This is a genomic window from Mesorhizobium sp. IMUNJ 23232, from assembly GCF_044326205.1.
GTDB lineage: Bacteria > Pseudomonadota > Alphaproteobacteria > Rhizobiales > Rhizobiaceae > Kumtagia.
Window position 1 is genome coordinate 18,710 of record NZ_JBIRCY010000026.1, and the last position, 20,750, is coordinate 39,459.

Consider the following 20,750-nt stretch of genomic DNA (forward strand, 5'->3'; position numbering starts at 1 on the left):
CTCACTCCGCGTCCGGCTGGTTTTCCGGCGCGGCGTCGCGGAAGGCGGGCAGCGCGGCGCAGGCATCGGCCACTGAAACGATTTTTGGAAAGGCGTCGAGCGGCACCGAGAAGCGGCGAGCGTTGTAGACCTGCGGCACGATGAAGAGGTCGGCAAGGCTGATGGCTTCGCCCATGGCGAAGGGTTTTGGATCGATCATCGTTTCGATTGCTGAAAAGCCTTCGCTGATCCAGTGCGTGTACCAGGCGTCGATGGCCGGCTGGTCGCAGCCGAGGGTCTGGCGCAGATATTTTATCGTGCTCGTATTGTTGAGCGGGTGGATGTCGCAGCCGACGATCGAAGCGACGGCGCGGCAGCGTACCCGGCTAAACGGATCGGCTGGCAGCAGCGACGGTTTGGGAAAAGTCTCCTCCAGCCATTCGAGGATGGCCACCGACTGGATGAGGATTGTTCGATCCTCCCCGACCGCCAGCGCCGGCACGCGGCGCTGCGGATTGATGGCACGGTAGTCTTCCGACAGATGTTCGCCGCCGCCGCGCACGAGGTGGATGGGGACCTGGTCGTAGGAGAGGCCCTTCAGCCTGAGCGCGATGCGGACGCGATAGGCGGCGGAGGAGCGGAAATAGTCGTAGAGGGTGAGTGTGGGCTGCGCGGGCATTGATCTATTTCCTTTGTGCTTGCAGGGGGGTGGCAGTGGCGATCCAGTTCCCTCTTTCACACCCCCAGATACCGGTCCTGCAGTTCGGCCGTCAGCGCGGCGGGCGAGCCGGAAAACACGGTGGCGCCTTTTTCCAGCACGAAGCAGCGGTCGGCGACCGGCAACAGTTCGGACAGGGTCTTGTCGACCACCAGGATGGATTGCCCCCTGCCCTTCAGCGTACGGATCGCCGCCCAGATATCCTGGCGGATGACCGGCGCGAGACCCTCTGTCGCCTCATCGAGGATGAGCAGGCGCGGGTTGGTCATGAGTGCCCGGCCGATGGCCAGCATCTGCTGTTCGCCGCCCGACAGGGTGCTGGCGTATTGGCCACGCCGCTCGCCGAGGCGCGGGAAGAGATCGACGATGCGAGGGACCGTCCAGTCGCCGGGACGGGCGGCCGCGACGAGGTTTTCCAGCACGGTGAGGTTGGGGAAGCAGCGGCGGCCTTCCGGCACGAGACCGATGCCGAGCCGCGCGATGCGATGCGGCCGCATGCCGGTGATCTGCCGGCCGTCGAAGTGGATCGTGCCGGCGCGCGGCCGCTCCAGGCCAAGGATGGAGCGGATGGTGGTGGTCTTGCCCATTCCGTTGCGGCCCATCAGGGCCACGACCTCACCCTCCTGAACCTCTAGCGCGACGCCGAACAGCGCCTGCGAGGCGCCGTAAAAAGTTTCGAGACCGACGACGCTGAGCAATATCATGCCGCGTCCCCGAGATAGGCGCGGCGCACTTCCGGATCGCGTCTGATATCGTCGACCGAACCAGTGGCGATGACGCGGCCATAAACCAGCACCGACACGCGGTCGGCGAGCGCGAAGACGGCATCCATGTCGTGCTCGACCAGCAGGATCGGCGCTTCATGGCGCAGGCCGTCGAGGAACCTCGTCAGGCTCTTCGATCCCTCGGGACCCATGCCAGCCATCGGCTCGTCGAGCAGAAAAATCTTCGGCTCGAGCGCCAGCGCGACGGCGATCTCCAGTTGCCGGCGCTCGCCATGCGACAGTTCTGCGGCGGGCACGTCGGCGCGGGCACCAAGCCCGACACGCTCCAGCATGGCGCGGGCCGGTTCGATCAGCGTCCGGTCGCCCATCACCGACCGGAAGAAGCGGAAGCTCGAGCCCTGCCGCGCCTGCACCGCCAGCATGACATTGCGCAGCGCCGAGAATTCCGGGGCAAGCGAAGAGATCTGGAAGCTGCGGCCGAGGCCGAGCCGCGCCCGCCCGGCCATGCCGATGCCGAAAAGATCCTTGCTGAGCAGACGGATCGTGCCGTCGTCGGGCGGGATCGAGCCGCAGATCTGATGGATCAGCGTGCTTTTGCCGGCGCCGTTGGGGCCGATGAGGGCGTGTATCTCGCCGGGCCGCACGTCGAGCGTAACGCCGTCGGTGGCCTTCAGCGCGCCGAAATTTTTGCGCAGGTCGTGGATTTCCAGCACTGGCTCAGCCATTGCGTGGCCTCCCCGCCAGCAAGCCGAGCAGCCCGCCGCGTGCGAACAGCACGACGCCGAGCAGGATCAGGCCGAGGAAGAACTGCCAGCGCTCGGTGAGCCCGCCCAGCGTGTATTCGAGGAAGACATAGAGCATCGCGCCGGCGAGCGGCCCCAGCAGCCGGTCCTTGCCGCCGAGCACGATCAGGACGATGAGCTCTCCCGACATCTGCCAGGACAGCATGGACGGGCTGGCGAAGCGGTTGAGATTGGCGAACAGCACGCCAGCCAGCGCCGCAACCGCCGCCGAGATGACGAAGGCGGCGAGCCTTATGCCGAAGGGCGAGATGCCAACGGCGGCGAGCCGCGTCGCGTTCTGCCGGCCGGCCTGCAAGGCAGCGCCGAAACGCGAGCCGCGGATCAGCCAGAACAGGACAAGGGCAGCGGCCAGCACCGCGAGGCAGACGAGGAAGAACGGTAGCGGTTTTGCCGTGTTGACCAGCGGAAAAGCATTGCGCAGCGCCATCGGCAGGCCGTCCTCGCCGCCATAGGCCGGCCACGAGACTGCGAAGAAATAGATCATCTGCGCGAAGGCAAGCGTGATCATGATAAAATAGACGCCGGAGGTGCGCAGGCTGATGGCGCTGATCGGCAGCGCCACAAGCGCCGCGACGGCCACGGCCACCACAGCGATGACCGGCATGGATTGCGTGGCCGGCAGGCCGAAGACAAGCGGCTCCATGTTGAGCGCATGCGCGGCAAAAATGCCGACGGTGTAGCCGCCGAGGCCGAAGAAAGCGGCATGGCCGAACGACACCAGCCCGCCGAGGCCGAGCGCGATGTTGAGCCCGGTCGCCGCCAGCGCCAGGATGACGATGCGGGTGGCGAGCGTCAGGTGGAAAGGCTCGTCTAACAGCACTGCCCCCAGCGGAATCGCCAGGAACAGCGCGACGATAAGCACGTTGGCGAGAACCTCGCGGATAGACACGGCGGTGGACATGGCGGCGCTCATGCGCGGGCCGGAAACAGGCCGCTCGGCCTGAGCGCGAGGATCAGCGCCATGACGATGTAGATCAGCATCGATGCGAGCGCCGCTCTCGCCATGCCGGCCTGCGCGGCGGGTAGCATCAGCGCGAGCAGTTGTGGCAGCAGGAAGCGGCCCATCGTGTCCACCACACCGACCAGAATCGCGCCGACCAGCGCGCCCTTGATCGAGCCTATGCCGCCGATGACGATGACCACGAAGGCGAGGATCAGCACGGGCTCGCCCATGCCGACCTGCACGGATTGCAGAGCGCCGACCAGCGCCCCGGCGAAGCCGGCAAGTGCGGCCCCCAGCGCGAACACCACGGTGTAGAGTGTCGAGATGTCGACGCCGAGCGCGCCGATCATCTCGCGGTCCGACTCGCCGGCGCGGATGCGCATGCCGAGCCGGGTGCGGGCGATCAGCCAGTAGAGGCCGATGGCCACCAGCACGCCGACGCCGATGATGGCCAGCCGATAAAGCTGGTACTGGCCGCCGCCCGGCAGCGGCACCGCACCCTGCAGAAGCGGCGGGATATCGAGATAGAGCGGGAACGAGCCGAACAGCCAGCGCGTGCCTTCCGACAGGATGAGGATCAGCGCGAAGGTGGCGAGCACCTGGTCGAGGTGGTCGCGGTCGTAGAGCCTTCGGATGACGGCGACCTCCAGCAGCGCGCCGGCGGCGGCCGCGGCGGCGAGGCTGGCGGCAAGCCCGATCCAGAACGAACCGGTGGCGGCCGCGACCGAGGCGCAGGCAAAGGCGCCGATCATGTAGAGCGAGCCGTGGGCGAGGTTGATGAGGCCCATGACGCCAAAAATCAGCGTCAGCCCCGCCGCCATCAAAAACAGCATGACGCCGAGCTGCAGCCCGTTGAGGAGTTGTTCGAGAAGGAGGGCGAGGGACAAGGGCGCGGCTATCTCAGAGCGCCTTGCCGCGAAGGCGGCCATTTCTGCGCGCCATGGAGCACGCGCAGGAGAACGACAACGCCGTTCGGGGAGTAGACGACGATGTAAGGCGTATTCGCAATCACCAACTCTCTCGTTCCTGCCAGGCGACCGGCGCGCCCCAACATTGGAAATTCCTCCAGCCGCCGAACCTGGCGCTCGATTTCAAGACCGGTGTTCTTCGCAGCCTGGGGACTTTGCCGTGCAATGTGTTCGAAAATGTTGTCGAAATCGTCCCGATATTGACTGCCGCGGATCAGACGCACGCTCTACCGACCACTGTTCGCGGCACGGCGTTCGAGAGAAGCGATTTTCTCCGAGAACCAATCGTCCCATTCAGCTTCCTCGATCGGTCGGTTCGTCCCATCCTTGATCCCGTCCAACGCCTCCTGGACCTGAGCCCGGAACCATGCATCGTGCTCCGCCGCTTCGCGCAACTGGCGCTGGCGTTCGGCGGTATCGGGACGGGCGCGATCCATCGCGGCGGGATCGTGCTCAGCCATGTCGATCTCGAAACGCTGCACGCCGAGTTCGTCGCGAACATAAGCGGCGGCCGTATTTAGGTTGCGCCAAAGCCGGACACGCCGCGAGCGTTGGGCCGCGATGGCGCGTTCCTGAGAGCCATAGCGCACAACCACCGCGAAGCCTCCGGGCTGCCCCAGCACCAGTGCGCTGCGGATTTCCTTGGCCTCGACCAAATCTTTGACGGCCCTGCCGTTGATGATGCCGTGCGATTCCTTTGGAGCATTTGCCATGGTGCGACCCCAGCCAGCGATGCGCGATTATCAGATAATCGCGCATCGCTGTCCAGCCTGGAAACTCACATCTTGCACTGCTCGGCGTAGGCGTCGCCGTGTTTCTCGAAGGCGGTGGCGATGATCTTGTTGGTGAGCGTGTCGCCCTCTTTCACCACCTCGCGCACATAGATGTTCTGGATCGGGTGGTTGTTGGTGTTGAAGGAGAACTCGCCGCGCACCGATTTGAAGTCGGCGGATTTCAGCGCGGCGCGGAAGGCTTCCTTGTCCTTGACGCTGGCTTTTGCGAGCGCCGACAGGATGAGGTTGGCCGTATCCCAGCTCTGCGCCGCGTAGATCGACGGCAGGCGATTGTATTCGGCGGTGAAGGCCGTGACGAACGCCTTGTTGGCCTCGTTGTCGAGATCTTTTGCCCAGCTGGCGGAGTTCTTCACGCCGACAGCCGCGTCGCCGATCGCCGGCAGCACGTCCTGGCTGAAGGAGAAGCCTGGCCCCATCACCGGGATGCCGACGCCGGACTGGGCATATTGCTTCATGAAGGCGATGCCCATGCCGCCGGGCAGGAAGAAGAACACGGAATCGGCGCCCGAGGCGCGGATCTGGGCGATCTCGGCGGCGTAGTCGGTCTGGCCGACCTGGGTGTAGAGTTCGCCGGCCAGCTCACCCTTGTAGTAGCGCTTGAAGCCGGTCAGCGCGTCCTTGCCGGCAGGGTAGTTGGGGGCGAGGATAAAAATCTTCTTGTAGTCCTGGTTGGCGTACTGACCCATCGCCTCATGAAAATTGTCGTTCTGATAGGCGACGTTGAAATAATTGGCATTGCAGCCGGCGCCGGCCAGCGCCGAGGGGCCAGCGTTGGGCGACAGGTAGATGACGTCCTGCGCCACCGCGTTGGGCACAACGGCCATCGCCAGGTTCGACCAGATGATGCCGGTCAGCAGGTCGACCTTGTCGCTCTGGATCATCTTGTCGGCGATCTGCACGGCCAGTTCCGGCTTCTGCGCGTCATCCTCGACGACCAGCTCGACGTCCTTGTTGCCGGACTGTTTTATCGCCAGCGTGAAGGCATCGCGCATGTCGTTGCCAAGGCCCGCGCCTCCGCCCGACAGCGTGGTGATGACGCCGATCTTCACCGGCTCGGCCTGCGCCGCCACGGACAGCGAGAGGCCGAGAAGACCGGCCGCCAGGATTCTTTTCATCAAATGCTCCTTCCGAAATGTTCCCCGCGCGCGTTCGGCGCGTCTTGGTGAGGTGAATTTTTCAGAGAACGGGCGGGAGTTCAACCGGGAGCGACGAACCTTTCAGGTCGCATCACCCACTCACCCTCACCGTTCCGGCCGCGCCACCGGGGGCACATAATTCTCAAGATCAGGAATCGGGAAATGCACCGTCTGGCCGATCTCGGCGGATCGGTAGAGGCCGATCAGCATCTCGATAACGGCGAGCCCGTCATGAAAGGTCTCCAGCGGCGTCTCGCCCTTGCGGAAACATTCGACCATGTGGCGGTTCTCGTCGGTGTAGCCGTAGACACCGGCCTCGTCCTCCAGCACCGGCATCAGGCCCTGCTCGGCGTTCTGCTTCTCGACGAGGTCCTCGCCTTCGGAGCCGGTCACCGCGCGCGACATGAAAATCTTCAGACCGGTGCCGAGCGAATTGAACTCCATTGCGTATTCGGGGCCGAGCAGTTCGAGCTGGATGCGCAGCCCCGCGCCGACATAGGCCCAGGAGGTGGTTGCCTCGATCATCAACTCCTCGCCGTTCTCGTCCTCCAGCGTGATCGTGCCGCGCGCAAAGTCCTCGGACGGGCGCTTCAGATAGTCGACTTCAGCGCCGAAGCGCTCCCTGAGCTGGGCCGCATAGGCGGGCCGCGTCCATTTGAGGTTGGCGACGGTGCCGTTGACCGACTTGATCTTCAGCGAGTTGCGCGCCGCGCCCGGCGCGGTGAGCAGGTGCCGCGCCACCTCGACCGAATGGCACATCATGTCGGAGAGCACGCCGCCGCCCTGCTTGTCGCCCTGCCAGAACCAGGGCTCGTGCGGGCCGGAATGCTCTTCCGCCGCGCGCGCCAGATAGGGCCGGCCGGTGGTCGAGGCGGCGCGCCGCCAGACGATCTCCTTGCCGCGCAGCACCGGCGTCGAAAACACCTGGTTTTCGAGATAGCCATGGTTCAGCCCCGCGTCCTCGGCCAGCCGCAGCATCTCGCGCGCCTCGCCAATGGTGCGCGCCAACGGCTTTTCGCAGGCGACCGCGAAGACCTTGCTGCGGCCTGCCTTCACCTCGGCATGGATGACGCGCATCGTGTCGAGGCGGGTGTAGTTGGGCGAAAGGACCCAGATGGCGTCGACGTCATCAGCCTGGAGCAGCGATTCCAGGCTGTCATGGGTGCGGCATGAGCCGAGGCCGAGATCGGCGACGGCGGCGGCGAAACGTTCGCGCTTTTCAGCGCTGCGGCTGAACACGCCGGTGACGTCCGCATTGCGCACGCCGACCAGCGACTTCAGATGGAAATGCGCGATGAAGCCGCTGCCGACGAAGCCGATGCGCAGGCGCTGTTTTGGCGGATTTGTCATGGCTTCCTCCCCATATGATATTGAAACTGCAAATCTTGACTGTCCGCGCCGCCCCTCATCCCCCTGTCGGGACCTTCTCCCCGTAAAACGGCGAGAAGGAAGGCTAACGGTCCTCGATGATGCGCAGATAGGCGGCGGTGACAAGCAGCACGATCGCGCCGAAGAGGATGCGGCGGGCGCCTTCCGGCATCTGCAGGATAGTGAGCAGCGTCGTCAGCACGGTGAGGATCAGCGCACCGATGATGGTGCCGGTATAGCCGCCGCGTCCCCCGAAGATCGACGTGCCGCCGATGACGGCGGCGGCGACCGATGGCAGCACGAGCGGTTCGGCCAGCGACAGCGACGGGGCGCGGATCAGGCCCATGTAGAGCAGGCCCATGATGCCCGCCAGCACGCTGGAGAACATGTAGAGGGCGAGGATGACCTGCCAGTACTGCACGCCGGAGAGCCGCGTCGCGCGTTCGTTGTCGCCGACGGCGTAGAGAAGGCGGCCGAAGCCGGTGCGGCGCTGGATGAAGATGAGCAGCGCGGCGACGGGGATGAAGAGCAGCAGCGCGTTGGGAAAACCCGCGGTCACGCCGGTGCCGAGCCAGATCAAAAAGTCCGGGACCTTGGCGCCGGAGCCGATGACGGTGCGCTGGTAGACCTGGAGACAACCGACGCCGATCAGGCTGGTGCCCAGTGTCATGATGAGTGGGTGGACGCGGAAGACGCCAACGCCGATGCCGTTGGCGAAGCCGATGACGATTGCGGGGATCAGCGCGATCAGCATGGCGACGGGCGCCGGATTGTCGACGCCCTGCGTAGCGACGATGAAGGCCGCCATCGTGGCGACGGTACCGACCGACAGGTCAATGCCGCCGGTCAGCATGGTCATGGTCTGGCAGCCGGCGAGCAGCGCGAGCGGGATGGCGAATTTGATGGTGTTGGCGATCCAGCGCTGGTTGACGATGCCCGGCTGCATGATCTGCAGCACGACGACCAGCAGGGCGAGCAGGATGAGCAGCGGCACGAGCGGGTAATCGCCCATGAAACGCTTGATGCGGCGGCCTATGGAGACCGGCTGAGGTGCTGTTGCGCTGATGCTCATGACGAGCGGCTCCGCATGACGATGAAGGCGCCGAACATGACGACCGCGACCATGATCGTGCCTTCCACGATCGCCGTGACGTTCGGATCGATGGCGAGCAGCGTGAGGTCGGTGCGCACGAGGCGGAGCACGAAGACGGCGACGATCGGGCCGAGCAGGCCGCCCTTGCCGCCGCCGAGCGCGACGCCGCCCAGCACCACGGCGGCAACGCTGGCCAGCAGATAGGGACCTGGGATCGGCGCACCGATTCCCGTGCTCATCGTCAGCGACAGGCCACCCATGGCGCCGAACAGGCCGGCAATGGCGTAGGCGAGTATCTTCGTGCGGGCAACCGGAACGCCGCTGCGGAAGGCGGCGAGCTGGTTCGAACCGATCGCGTAGATGGAGAGGCCAAGGCGCGAGCGCATCAGCGGGACCCAGACGATGCAGAGAAGCACGACCATCAGCACAAGTGCTTTGGGTATCCAGGCAGTGAAGCCGCCCGGAACGCCCGGCAACGGCACTGTGCCAATGATGAGGTTCTTCAGCCATTCGGCGGCGCCGCCGCCCGGCGCGCCGAGCACGAGAAGTGCGGCGCCCTGCAGCATGAACAGCGTCGCCAGCGTCACGACGATGTCGGGCACGCGCGTGACGACGATCAGGATGCCGTTGAGAGCGCCGAGCGCGAAGCCGAGCGCCAGCACGAAGGGCACGACGAACAGCGCATATTCCTCGCTGGCGCCCGCCATCATCGAGGCGGCGGTGACGCTGGTCAGGGCCATCATCGAGGCGACCGACAGGTCGATGCCGCCGGCGATCACCACCACCGTCTGCGCGGCGACCGCAAAGGCGTAAGGCAGCACGGCGCGAACCAGCGAGCCGAAATCGCCGGCGCCGTAGCTGGGCTGGATGATCTTGGTCAGGATGAAGAGCATGACGAGCAGCGCAAACAGGCCCGCGACCCAGCCCTGCTGGCGAAGGAGGCGCATCACGGGCGGGCTCCCTCGCTCGACGCGGTCTCCGCCAGGATGCCGACATCGGCCTTGGCGTCGCGCGACAGGCCATAAGCCGCCCGCGTCAGCGCCGGCTCGTCGGCGATTTCGACCGGAAGGATGTCCACGACCTTGCCGCCGAAGATGACGATGGCGCGGTCGCAGGCGAGCTGAATCTCCTCGAGCTCGGAGGTGTAGAAGAGCACGGATTTTCCCTGCGCGGCGAGTTGGCGCAGCAGCCTGTAGATCTCCTGCTTGGTGCCGACGTCGATGCCGCGCGTCGGATCGAAGCACAGGATGGTGCGCGCATCGGCGGCGATCCAGCGGGCGATCGTCACCTTCTGCTGGTTGCCGCCGGACAGCCGCTGCACCTCGCGCTGGGCGCGGGTGTCGATCTGCAGCCGCTCGATGGCGCTCTGCACCGTCGCGCGCTCCTGCTTCATGCGGATCGGCCCCCAGTTGCGGAAGGCCGCGCTGAACGGCAGGGCGATGTTTTCCCGCACCGACTGCTGCATGGCCAGCGCTTCCGAACGGTCGCCGGGCACATAGGCGATGCCGGCCCGCACCGCGTCAACGGGGTGCGAGAACCGGACCTGCCGGCCATCGACCTCGATCGTGCCGCCGGAGGGTTTTGTCGAACCCGCGAGTGCCGCGAACAGCTCGTCCTGGCCTTGCCCCTCAAGTGCCACGACGCCGGCCACCTCGCCATTTTTCAGATCGAAGGACACGTCCTGGAGTTTCGTGCCGACGCGCAGATTGCGCACGGCGATGCGGGTGCCGGCCTCGCCATGCGCGCTGGCTTCGGTGGCCTGCCGCTGCGCGGCGCGCGCCTTCTCGATCTTGGCGCCCAGCATCAATTCGACGATGCGCTCCTCGACGCCCGGGCCGATGTCGACCACGCCGACAGTCTCGCCGTCGCGCAGCACCGTGGCACGGTCGCAGAGCGCGGAAATCTCGACAAAACGGTGGGAGATGAAGATGACCGAACGGCCCGTCCGGCTCTGCCGCTTGACGACGTCCAGCACACGCTCGGCCAGATTTGCCGGAAGTGCCGCGGTCATCTCGTCGAGCAAGAGCACGTCAGGTTCGATCGCCAGCGCACGGGCGAGATCGAGCACGCGCTGGATTGCCAGCGGCACGTCACGCGCATTGTCGCGCATGTCGAGGTCGGGCACGCCGAGTTCGCGCACCCAGTTGCGGAAGGGTTCCACCGGCGTCTGGGTGAGGCGCAGATTGGCCAGCACGTCGAGGTCGGGGATGAGCGACGGCTCCTGATAGACCGAGACCAGCCCGGCGCGCCGCGCATCGGCCGGCGAGCGCACCAGATGCGCCTTGCCGCGCACCAGGATCGTGCCGCGGTCATGCCGGATCGCACCGGTCAGGATTTTGACCAGCGTCGACTTGCCGGCACCGTTCGCGCCCATGAGCGCGTGCACCTCGCCCGGCAGAACCGACAGCGACGCGTTCTTCAACGCGGCGACCGCGCCGTAATTCTTGGCCACACCGGTGGCTTCGAGGAGAGATGAGGCGCTCAATGTCTACCGCGACGGAAATTGGTATTCGAATGGCGGCCCCGGGTTTGGATCGATATGTCTTCGATCCCGCTCCGCCGCGCTTGATGCGCCCCCTCCACCACGCTTCGCGTGGTCCCCCTCCCCCGCTTCGCAGGGGAGGAACCAGCGTCGCGGCCGGCCGCGCCGTTGATCCTCCCCCGTTTACGGGGGAGGGGGACCGCCGAAGGCGGTGGAGGGGGCGATCCAGAGATCATCAGGACGAAAACTTATTCGCCCGGCCCCTTGCAGGCGACGATCTGGTCCTTGGTGTAGGTGGTCCAGTCCGGAATCGAGATGGAGACCGGCCATTCCGGCGACAGCGACGGATCGGCGGCCGCCTTGAGCTGTGCCTTGCCGGCGTCGGTCACGTTTTCCCACAGCGACGGCTCGACCAGCACGGTCTGCTGCGCCGGTTTCTTGCCGTCGAGGATCTGCAGCGCAAGCGTCACACCTGCGCCGCCGATCGAGCCGGGGTTGGTGACGGCGGCGCCCTTCAGGCCTTCGACCGAGTTGAGCTGGCCGACGAAGCCGGCATTGTCGGCACCGACGACCGGGACCAGCGTCGCCTGGCTCTCGACCAGGGCGTCGACGATGACGTTGTCGATACCCGAGGTCCAGATGCCGTCGAACGGCACGCCGGTGGCGATGTAGTCGAGGATCTGCTGCTTGCCCTGGTCCTGCTGCCAGCCGGTGAACGTCTCCTGGGCGACCTTCACATCCGGGAATTCGGCGAGGGCCTTCTTGAAACCCTTGTCACGGTCGCTGTCGGCGGAAGCGCCGGCGGCGCCGCGCATGTAGACGACGTTGCCCTTGCCGCCCATCTGCTCGAACAGCCATTTTGCGCCGAGATAGGCATACTGCTCCTGGTTGTTGGAGATGATGTAGGCCGATGGCTCGGTGACGGCCTGATCGACGGCCACCACGGTGATGCCGGCGGCGGTGGCTTCCGCGAGTGCGGCCTGGATGCCGGCCGGATCGGCCGGGTTGACGACGATGGCGTTGACCTTGGCGCTGATCAGGTTGCGGATGTCTTCCGACTGGCCGGCGGCGTCGGTGTTGCGGTGGGCGATGTTGAGCTTCGCCACCTTGCCGGAGGCAAGCGCTTGCGCCTTGATCGCGCAGATCATCTCTTCACGCCAGCCATTGCCCTGCACGGTGTTGGATACGCCGATCGTATAGGTGCCCTGCGCCATCGCGGTGCCGGCGAACAGGCCGGCGGCCATGGCGGCGAGGCCGAATTTGGCAAACATTCTCATGAAACTCCTCCTGGTTGTGCTTCTGCCTGTTTGTAGTGCTTCTGCATACAGCACGGATGGCAATCCGTAGCTGATCGGGTGCTCACGCCGCAAGCGTTATCCATGTGCCGTCTGCCTTGTGCGAATCCACAGCGGCCTCGATGAAGCGCATGCCCTTGAGGCCGTCATGGACGTTGGGGACCGAGGCGACGAGTGCTGCGTCCGGCGTCTGGCCGGCGCGCCGCGCCGCAATCAGCGCGGCGGCGTCGCGGTAGAGATTGGCGAAACCCTCGACATAACCTTCCGGATGCTCGGCCGGCATGCGCGACACGGCCGCCGCGGCAGCGCCGACGCCCGGCCCGCCGCGGACCAGCGTGCGGGTCGGCTCGCCGAAGGGCGTGAAATGCAGCACTTCCGGCTCATGCGCGAACCATTCCAGGCCGGCTTTCTCGCCATAGATTTTCAGCGACAACCGGTTGAGGTTGCCGGGCGACACCTGGCTGGCGATCAGCACGCCGCGCGCTCCGCCGGCATAGCGCATCAGCACATGGGCGTTGTCGTCCAGCCGGCGGCCGGGCACGAAGGTCGTGAGATCGGCAGCGATCCTTTCCGGCACCATGCCGGTGACGAACTGTGCCAAGCTGTAGGCATGGACGCCGATGTCGGCGAGGCAGGCCGAGCGGCCGGCGCGTGCCGGGTCGGTGCGCCATTCGGCCTGCTTGTGGCCGTCCGCATCGATCGGCAGCGTCAGCCAGTCCTGGATATATTCGGCCCGCACGATGCGGATCTTTCCGAGCGCACCCGAGGCAACCATGGCGCGCGCCTCGCGCACCATGGCGTAACCGGTATTGTTGAGCGTCACGGCGAAGACCAGACCGGATCGATCCGCCAAATCGGCCAGTTCCTCGGCCTCGGCCAGCGTCGCCGACAGCGGCTTGTCGCAGATCACATCGATGCCGGCCTTCAGGAAGGCGCGCGCGACCGGCGCATGCAGATGGTTCGGCGTGACGATGATGACCGCCTCGATGCCGTCGGCGCGGCTTGACTCGGCGTCGGCCATTTCCTGGTAGCTCGAATAGGCGCGGTCCGGATCGATGCCGAGATCGGTTGCCGAGAGCTTTGCCCGTTCCGGATCGGATGACAGCGCGCCGGCGACCAGTTCGATGCGGTCGTCCAGCCTGAGCGCCAGACGGTGCACGGCGCCGATGAAGGCGTCACGCCCGCCCCCGATCATGCCAACCCGCAGTTTTCGCGCGCCGACGCCGTCGCTGGTTGCATAGACCATGGCGTCAGCCCTTCATGCCGAGCAGTTGCCGGCTCATCGTCAAGTCTACGCCGGTCGCCATGAAATCGTCGAACACCCGGTCGGTGACCTCGATGATGTGGTCGGATATGAATTTCGCACCGTTGCGGGCGGCGACCTCAGGATGCTCCAGGCAGCATTCCCACTCATAGACCGCCCAGCCCGCGAAATCGTACTGCGCGAGTTTGGAAAAGATCGCACCAAAATTCACCTGACCGTGGCCGAGCGAGCGGTCGCGCGCGGCGCGCTCCAGCCAGCCCTTGTAGCCGCCGAAAACGCCCTGTTTGGCGGTGGGGTTGAACTCGGCATCCTTGACGTGAAACATCTTTATCCGCTCGTGATACACGTCGATGAAGCCGAGATAGTCCATGCCCTGCTTGATGAAGTGCGACGCGTCGTAGTTGATGTTGCAGCGCCTGTGGCCGGCGACGGCGTCCAGAAACATGTCGAACGTGTCGCCGTCGAAAACGTCCTCGGTCGGATGGATCTCGAAGCAGAGGTCGACGCCTTCGTCCTCATAGGCGTCGAGGATCGGCTTCCAGCGCCGACCCTGCTCGGCGAAAGCTTCCTCGATCAGGCCGGCGGGGCGCTGCGGATAGGGATAGATGTATGGCCATGCGAGGCTGCCGGTGAAGCTGACATGCTCGGTCAGGCCGAGCTTTCGCGAGACCTTTGCGCATTTGCGTACCTGATCGGCGGCCCAGTGGCGGCGGCCCTCCGGATTGCCCTTGAACTCGGGCGGGCACTGGCCGTCGAACATCAGATCGTAGGCCGGATGCACCGAGACCATCTGGCCCTGGAAATGGCTGGACAGTTCGGTGATGACGATGCCGATATCCTTCAGTCTGCCGTTGATCTCATCGCAGTAGGTGTCGCTCTCATAAGCGAGATCGAGGTCGAAGAACCGCTTGTCGACGCTCGGCACCTGGATGCCGGCATAACCGTAGTTCTTCGCCCAGCGAGCAATCGATTCCAGCGAGTTGTGAGGCGCGGTATCGCGCGCGAACTGCGCCAAGAACAGGCCCGGTCCCTTGATAGTGCGCATTGTTCCCCTCCCTGCTGCCGCTCTCCCGGAGCGGATACTGCACGACAATTTCCACTAGTCAAATTCTGAAATTCTCTGTCTCAACTTCGTGATCACGCCGCCTCCGAAGCGAGGAAATCACGTACCACCTCGCGCGACGGGCGCCTGCCGAGATCGGCGACGAGGTCGGCCAGCCTATCCTTGACGAAGCCGTTCTGGGCAAGATCAGTCCCGAAGATCGGCTCGATGGAAAGCATGCCGCCGACCAGCCGCGCCGCATCGCCGCCGCTTGCCGCGGCGATGGTTTTCGTGCGCTCCGCGAAGGGGTCGAGCACCTCCAGCGCGGTGCCGGCGCTGTCGACGCCGCTGGCATATTTCATCCAGCCGGCGATGCCGATCAGCAAACCGTCCCGAGGCGTGTCCGCCTTCAACGCGGCCCGCAGCGGCTCCAGCAGCCGCTGCCTGATCTTTTGGGAACCGTCGGTGGAAATCTGCGAGGTCCGATGTTTTAACGCAGGGTTCTTCAGCCGGCTAATGGTCTCGGCAACATAGGCGGAAACGTCGATGCCGGGCACGGCAGGCAGGTGCGGCACGACCTCCCGCGAAATCGTGCGCAAGGCGAAGTCGCTGAACACATCCTCGGCCATCACGTCGGCCATGAAATCGATGCCGGACAGCACGCCAAGCTGGCAAAGGTTCGACTGGATGCCGTTGACGACGCGCATCTTGAGGATCTCGTAGGGCGCGACATCCCTCACGAACATCGCGCCGGCGCGGTCCCAGGCCGGCAGCGGGCCGCCAAAACGGTCCTCCAGCACCCACATGCGGAACGGCTCGCCGACGACGAGGCCCAGATCTTCGACACCGGTCGCGGCGGCGAAGGCGGAAATATCCTCGGGGCGCGTCGCCGGCACGATGCGGTCGACCGTGGTGTTGACAAAACACGCCTCGCGTTCGAGGCGCTCATGCAGGGCCGGATCGATCTTTTCCGCCAGACCGAGCACCGAACGGCGCAGCGTGCTGCCATTGTCGGGAACATTGTCGCAACTGATCAGCGCCGGCAGCGATTGGCCTGCGGCAAGGCGAATTGCCAGCGCACGCAGCACAAAACCTGGCGCCGAGACTGGCTTCTCGGGATTGGCGATATCGTGGCTTATGTCTGGGTGGTCGAGGTCGAGTTCGCCTGTCGCCGGAATGTGGCAATAGCCCTTTTCCGTCACCGTCAGCGTGATTGCGCCGATGGTCGGGCTCGAAGCGATGCCCAACGCCGTGGTGAGCACGAGCCGTTGCGGGTCCCCGTCCTCGGGAACCACCGAAATCGTCTCGACCAGCGCGCCGATCAGTCGGCGCTCGACGTTACGGTGGTTGCGCAGTTCGCGGCAGTAAAGATTTTGCTGCACGCCGAGCGTCGGGGAAAGGTCGGGCGCCCGCAGGTTCACGCCGACGATGCCCCAGGGGCCGAACGCCGCCTCCAGCGCGTCGTCGGTGTATTCGGCCTGGTGGCAGCGATGGAAGGCGCCGACGCCGAGATGCAAAATGCCGGGCGTCAGTTGCGTCCGATCGTAGCCGCAGCGGCGGACGTTTGCCGGCAAACGGTCTATCGTGGCGAGGCCGAGGCGAGCGGCCGTCGCGATGGTCTCGCTTTCGCCCATCAGCCCATTCCGCGTGGCGGCGCGCCGAGCACGACCTGTTCGAGATCGGTGAGCGTGCCGGTCATCAGGCCGGAGGCGTCGCTGAGCAGGAAAAGCGTGAACCGCGCGACCTCGTCCATGGTGAGCAGCCGGCCAAGCGGCATGCCGGCGGCCGCCTTCCGATCCCAGTCGGCTCCCTTACCGAGAATCTCGCCCTGCATGATGTTTTCGCTCGGGGTGGCCACCCAGCCCATATTGATGCCGTTGACGCGGATGCGGTCGGCGACATGGGCGTTGGCAGCATTGCGGGTCAGTGTCGACAGTGCGCCCTTAGTGGCGGAATAGATGGCGAGTTCGGGCGCGCCGCAATGCGCGTTGATAGACAGGATGTTGACGATGGAGCCCGGCGCGCGCCGCGCCTTCATGTCGGCAGCCGCCGCCTGCATCAGGAAGAAAGGCGCGCGCGCATTGACGGCGAACAGCCGCTCCCAATCCGCCAGCGTGCCGTCGATGAGCGCCGCGCGGTCCGTGAGAGCGGCAGCGTTGACGAGGCAATCGACCCGCCCGAGTTTTACGATGGCCTCGGCCATGACGGTCACCGGCGCATCGGGCTCGCCGAGTTCGGCCTGGATGAAATGCGCCGGGCAGCCCAGCGCCTCGATCGCTTTGGCGACGCCCGCTCCGCGCTCGGCATTGCGCCCGACGAATGCGATGCCCCCCGCGCCGCTTGCCGCCGCCAGCCGGCAAATGGTTTCGCCGAGCCCCAACGTACCGCCGGTCACCACCAGGGTCTTGCCGTCCAGACCAACGTTCAATTCATCCTCCCGAAACTGAAATTTTCAGTTTCTAAATATTAGAATTGCATTTCCAGTTTGGGCTTGTCAATCGACGCCGAAGCGCAGTTGCGCCACTTTCCGCCGCTACCGGCCAATATGGCTGCCGAGGCTGACGATGATCGACTGGCAGAGCACCATGGCCGGCACCTGCGAGCGGAAATGGCCAAGCCGCGCTTCCTTGACGTAGAGCGTGTGCCGGCCGAGCTTTGCCACCGGGCTGAGTTCGTTGTCGGTGATGACCAAAAGCGTTCGCCCGCGCTTGTGTGCGGCTGACGCCAGTTCGATGGTTTCCGGCGTATAATCGTCGAAGGTCAGCACCATCAGCACATCGTCCGTCGCCATTGCGGCAAGCTGCTGTTCGCGCATGGCGCCGAGATTGTCGATCAGATGCGCGCGTTTGCCGATGCGCGAAAATCCGTAATAGGAATAGGCGCCGACCCCGAAGGCGCCGCGCGCCGCCGCGATATGCACCGCCCCGGATTGCCGCAGCGTCTCGACAAAGCCGCTCAGCGCTTCCGGCTGCACGTCTTCCCGCAGGCGCAGCAGCGCATCCATCGCGGCCAGCACGAATGTGTCGAAGACGACATGCGGTTCGTCGAGTTCCAGCCCGGGGGCAGGCGCCTTGCCCGGCCCTTCCGACAGCGCCTTCATGCGGTCGGCATAGGTCATTTTCGGCCCAACCAACCGCTGCCGGAACACGCCTTGGAGTTCGGCAAACCCCTCGAAGCCGAGTTCCTTGGCGAAGCGCGAGATGGTGGAAGGGTGCGTGCCCGCCTGCTTGGCGAGTTCGACGATCGTATAGATCGCCACGTCCTCGGGATTGTTCAGGAAGAACTGCGCTACCTGCTGTAGCCGCTTGCTGAGTTTTGCCTTGCGCACGGTGAGCATCGCGACAAGGCTGCCATAGTCCTCGGCCTGACCTGACGCCATGTGCTCTCCTCTCGGGCAGCAAGCCGGCCGGTTCGCCGCGGAAGCACAATTGCATATTCGAAATTCTGGAAAACTCAATTGCAAGGGCGCGTCGCATCGTCCTGCCGTCCAGCCGCCCAGTCGGTGGAGCTCAGCCATTCTCGGCCTCGGAAGCAGCAAAAACTTCATTTTGATGCTTCATTTTGAAGCTAGTGCCGAAGAGCAGTTCAAATCAATGTCGAAGACATAGAACAATGCCTCTCCTGCGCGGGAAATACCAAACACCGAGTCACGAAACGCGCAAACCGACATCTCAACAACGACAGAAAACCTCATTTTGAGGTTTTCTCATTGACCGGCTCGCTGCTCGGTCCTACTGTCAGCCCGCGATGGGCCAATCCGAGGGGGACTGTTGAGCGACGCGCGGCCGAAGATGGAGCAGATCGCCCGCGCCGCCGGCGTGTCCAAGGCGACGGTCGACCGCGTGCTCAACAATCGTCCCGGCGTGCAGGAACACACGCGCAAGCATGTGCTGGCAATCGTCGCCGGCCTTGCCGGTACGCATTCCTCCGACGCTGGTCCAAGCCGGATCCGCCTGGATTTCGTGCTGCCCGGCGGCGACAACGCTTTCATCAGCGATCTGGCGAGCGAGATCGAACGGCAGGTCGAGCTTCGCGGCGACGTCGATATCGAGATCCACCGGCTGAGCGGCATCACCCCGGAGGAGATCGCCGCAAAACTCGGCAGCCTGCGCCCGCAAACGCAAGGCGTCGGCCTGATCGGGTTGGATAGTCCGTCGGTGCGCGAAGCGGTGCGCAGGCTGGTGGCGGCGGGCGTTCCGGTGCTGACGTTGGTTTCCGACATCAGCCATGTCGGCCGGGTAAATTATGTCGGCATCGACAACCGCGCGGCCGGTCGGCTGGCGGGTTATCTGATCGGCCGCTTCCTGCCCGGCTCCGCCGGCAAGGTGGCGCTGATTGCCGGCGCACTCGCCTACCGCGGCCACGAGGAGCGCGAAATGGGTTTCCGCCACGTGCTGCAGGAGAGTTTTCCGCGCCTCAACATCGTCGCGGCACGCGAGGTGCAAGAGGATGCCGGCCGCGCCTATGACGAAGTGCAGACTCTGCTCACCGAACACGCCGACCTTGTCGCCATCTACTGCATCGGCGCCGGCCACGAGGGCATCGCCCGCGCCCTGACCGAGGCAGGCCGCGAAAACTCGATCATCTTCATCGGCCACGACCTGACCGAGGACACACGCCAGTTTCTTCTAAGCGGCGTAATGGACGCTGCTATCGACCAGAATGCCCGTGTCGAGGCGCGCGAGGCGGTGGACCGGCTGGTCCGCGCCATCCGCAACGAGAGCAACATCTCCACCGCCACGGTTCGCATCCAGTCTGTGTTCCGTGAAAACATCCCCAACGACCCCTGAGTCACATTTCCGAACGGAAGAGATCATCCGATGGACAGAATCGCCGCCGACGGCATCACGGTCGCCTTCAACCCCCAGGGCGGCGTTATCGACGACCTGCTGATCGAGCCGGCGGGCGGCGCGCCGTTGCGGCCGCTGCACAAGGCGCCCTGGGTGCGCGACGGCGAGGTGCTGCCCGACCACGTCGCGCCGGTGGAGCGACGGCTGGCCGGCGATTTCTTCTGCGCGCCGTTCGGGCGGCGCGGCGACGGCCTGCCGATCCATGGCTGGGCGGCCAATGGCGAGTGGGAGAGCGCAGGCATGGAGACCGCCGCGGGCGGCACGGTGACGGCGACGTACCGCCTGCAGCAGGATGTCGACGGGGCGCGGCTGACCAAACGCATCAGCCTGCATCCCGGCCACCCGGTCGTCTATCAGGAGCATATGTTCGAGGGCGGCAGCGGCCGCCTGCCAGTCGCCCACCACGCCATGCTCCATGTGCCCGGCGGCGCGCAATTAAGTTTTTCGCCGAAGGTCGGCGGCGGCACGCCCGCCGCGGCTCTCGAACCGGACCCTGCAAGAGGCCGGTCGGTGCTGGCCTATCCGCAGACATTTGAAAACCTGTCGGCGGTGCGCCGGGCCGACGGGAGAAACGTCGATGCGAGTTTCTATCCCTTCGACCAATCGCACGAGGATCTGGTCGTGATGTCCGAGACGGCAGGCGCAAAACTCGGCTGGTCGGCGGCGCTTGCGGCAAAGGACGGCTTTCTGTTCTTCGCGGTGAAGGATGCGGCGCTGCTGCCGCAGACGGTTCTGTGGATGAGCAATGGCGGCCGCAATTATGCGCCGTGGAACGGCAGGCACCGCGCCGTTGTCGGCATCGAGGAGGGCGCCGCGGATGTGGGGGTTCCCTTCGGCGCGAAAGGCAGCGAGCCGTCCGGCGTGACGCTCGAGCCCGGCAAGATGACCGCCATCCGTTACGCCTTCGGCGCGATTTCCGCTCCGCCCGGCTGGACGCGCATAGGCGACATTGCGGTCAAGGTGGGCAAGATCACGCTGACGGACGAGAGCGGCGACAGCCGGACGCTGGCGTTCCTCGGCGATCACTTTTCCGATGCCGTATAGCATTGATCGGGCTGGTGTCCGGAGTGGTTCGATCGAGAGCACCTCAAAATGAGGTTTTCTACCGTGCGCTGCTTAAAAATCGTTCACGGCAGCGGATGTCGCAAGCTTCGTGCAGTCGACCCGGCCTCACGAAACACGACCGGATGCGGCTTGACTCCCCTTCCCGCTTCCTAATAGCATTCCGAAGCATCAAAATGAGGATAGAACCAATATCATTTTGAGCAAACCGACAACGAAAATGCGCCG

Annotated in this window: 20 protein-coding genes; 2 read left to right on the forward strand and 18 right to left on the reverse strand. The window is 65.1% G+C overall.

The window, feature by feature from the left end:
• Position 1 precedes the first annotated feature (1 nt).
• From maiA to ACH196_RS19120, 18 genes are all read right to left on the reverse strand, one after another.
• Complete coding sequence (gene maiA, locus ACH196_RS19035; protein ID WP_396648497.1) at positions 2-658, reverse strand: maleylacetoacetate isomerase; 657 nt, start codon at positions 656-658, stop codon at positions 2-4.
• Between the two features lie 56 nt (positions 659-714).
• The gene (locus ACH196_RS19040; protein WP_396648498.1) at positions 715-1,401 is read right to left on the reverse strand and encodes an ABC transporter ATP-binding protein; all 687 of its coding nucleotides are present in this window, start codon (positions 1,399-1,401) and stop codon (positions 715-717) included.
• Complete coding sequence (locus ACH196_RS19045; protein ID WP_396648499.1) at positions 1,398-2,147, reverse strand: ABC transporter ATP-binding protein; 750 nt, start codon at positions 2,145-2,147, stop codon at positions 1,398-1,400. Before ACH196_RS19045 ends, ACH196_RS19040 begins: the two co-directional genes overlap by 4 nt.
• Positions 2,140-3,126 (reverse strand): branched-chain amino acid ABC transporter permease, encoded by a 987-nt coding sequence (locus tag ACH196_RS19050; RefSeq protein WP_396648500.1) that lies wholly within the window; start codon positions 3,124-3,126, stop codon positions 2,140-2,142. The genes ACH196_RS19045 and ACH196_RS19050 overlap by 8 nt, the downstream gene beginning before the upstream one ends.
• 8 nt (positions 3,127-3,134) lie before the next feature.
• On the reverse strand, positions 3,135-4,055 hold the full coding sequence (locus ACH196_RS19055) for a branched-chain amino acid ABC transporter permease (protein ID WP_396648501.1): 921 nt from the start codon (positions 4,053-4,055) through the stop codon (positions 3,135-3,137).
• 8 nt (positions 4,056-4,063) lie between these two features.
• Positions 4,064-4,360, reverse strand: coding sequence for a type II toxin-antitoxin system RelE/ParE family toxin (locus ACH196_RS19060; protein ID WP_396648502.1), 297 nt, complete (start codon positions 4,358-4,360; stop codon positions 4,064-4,066).
• Between the two features lie 3 nt (positions 4,361-4,363).
• A complete protein-coding gene (locus ACH196_RS19065) occupies positions 4,364-4,792 on the reverse strand; it encodes a hypothetical protein (protein WP_396648503.1) in 429 nt (142 codons plus the stop codon).
• Positions 4,793-4,914: 122 nt separating this feature from the next.
• Entirely contained in the window at positions 4,915-6,045 is a 1,131-nt protein-coding gene (locus ACH196_RS19070) for an ABC transporter substrate-binding protein (RefSeq protein WP_396648504.1), read from the reverse strand.
• Between the two features lie 126 nt (positions 6,046-6,171).
• Positions 6,172-7,416: a Gfo/Idh/MocA family protein gene (locus ACH196_RS19075; RefSeq protein ID WP_396648505.1), complete on the reverse strand. Its 1,245-nt coding sequence runs from the start codon at positions 7,414-7,416 to the stop codon at positions 6,172-6,174.
• Positions 7,417-7,519: 103 nt separating this feature from the next.
• Positions 7,520-8,506 (reverse strand): ABC transporter permease, encoded by a 987-nt coding sequence (locus tag ACH196_RS19080; protein ID WP_396648506.1) that lies wholly within the window; start codon positions 8,504-8,506, stop codon positions 7,520-7,522.
• Positions 8,503-9,474, reverse strand: coding sequence for an ABC transporter permease (locus ACH196_RS19085; protein ID WP_396648585.1), 972 nt, complete (start codon positions 9,472-9,474; stop codon positions 8,503-8,505). The genes ACH196_RS19080 and ACH196_RS19085 overlap by 4 nt, the downstream gene beginning before the upstream one ends.
• Positions 9,474-11,012 carry a sugar ABC transporter ATP-binding protein gene (locus ACH196_RS19090; protein ID WP_396648507.1) on the reverse strand — a complete coding sequence of 513 codons (1,539 nt, stop codon included), beginning with the start codon at positions 11,010-11,012 and terminating at the stop codon, positions 9,474-9,476. The genes ACH196_RS19085 and ACH196_RS19090 overlap by 1 nt, the downstream gene beginning before the upstream one ends.
• Positions 11,013-11,257: 245 nt before the next feature.
• A complete protein-coding gene (locus tag ACH196_RS19095; RefSeq protein ID WP_396648586.1) occupies positions 11,258-12,280 on the reverse strand; it encodes an ABC transporter substrate-binding protein in 1,023 nt (340 codons plus the stop codon).
• A gap of 88 nt (positions 12,281-12,368) precedes the next feature.
• The gene (locus ACH196_RS19100) at positions 12,369-13,550 is read right to left on the reverse strand and encodes a Gfo/Idh/MocA family protein (protein WP_396648508.1); all 1,182 of its coding nucleotides are present in this window, start codon (positions 13,548-13,550) and stop codon (positions 12,369-12,371) included.
• 4 nt (positions 13,551-13,554) lie between these two features.
• Positions 13,555-14,613: a sugar phosphate isomerase/epimerase family protein gene (locus tag ACH196_RS19105; protein WP_396648509.1), complete on the reverse strand. Its 1,059-nt coding sequence runs from the start codon at positions 14,611-14,613 to the stop codon at positions 13,555-13,557.
• Positions 14,614-14,705: 92 nt separating this feature from the next.
• Complete coding sequence (locus tag ACH196_RS19110) at positions 14,706-16,244, reverse strand: mannitol dehydrogenase family protein (protein ID WP_396648510.1); 1,539 nt, start codon at positions 16,242-16,244, stop codon at positions 14,706-14,708.
• On the reverse strand, positions 16,244-17,038 hold the full coding sequence (locus tag ACH196_RS19115) for an SDR family oxidoreductase (RefSeq protein ID WP_396648511.1): 795 nt from the start codon (positions 17,036-17,038) through the stop codon (positions 16,244-16,246). Before ACH196_RS19115 ends, ACH196_RS19110 begins: the two co-directional genes overlap by 1 nt.
• 105 nt (positions 17,039-17,143) lie before the next feature.
• Complete coding sequence (locus tag ACH196_RS19120; RefSeq protein ID WP_396648512.1) at positions 17,144-17,989, reverse strand: MurR/RpiR family transcriptional regulator; 846 nt, start codon at positions 17,987-17,989, stop codon at positions 17,144-17,146.
• A gap of 412 nt (positions 17,990-18,401) precedes the next feature.
• Here ACH196_RS19120 and ACH196_RS19125 point away from each other — a divergent pair, with 412 nt between their 5' ends.
• Both ACH196_RS19125 and ACH196_RS19130 read left to right on the forward strand, forming a co-directional pair.
• Positions 18,402-19,400, forward strand: a complete 999-nt coding sequence (locus ACH196_RS19125; RefSeq protein ID WP_396648587.1) for a LacI family DNA-binding transcriptional regulator — start codon at positions 18,402-18,404, stop codon at positions 19,398-19,400.
• A 30-nt stretch (positions 19,401-19,430) separates the two neighbouring features.
• On the forward strand, positions 19,431-20,504 hold the full coding sequence (locus ACH196_RS19130; RefSeq protein WP_396648513.1) for a hypothetical protein: 1,074 nt from the start codon (positions 19,431-19,433) through the stop codon (positions 20,502-20,504).
• Positions 20,505-20,750: the final 246 nt, after the last annotated feature.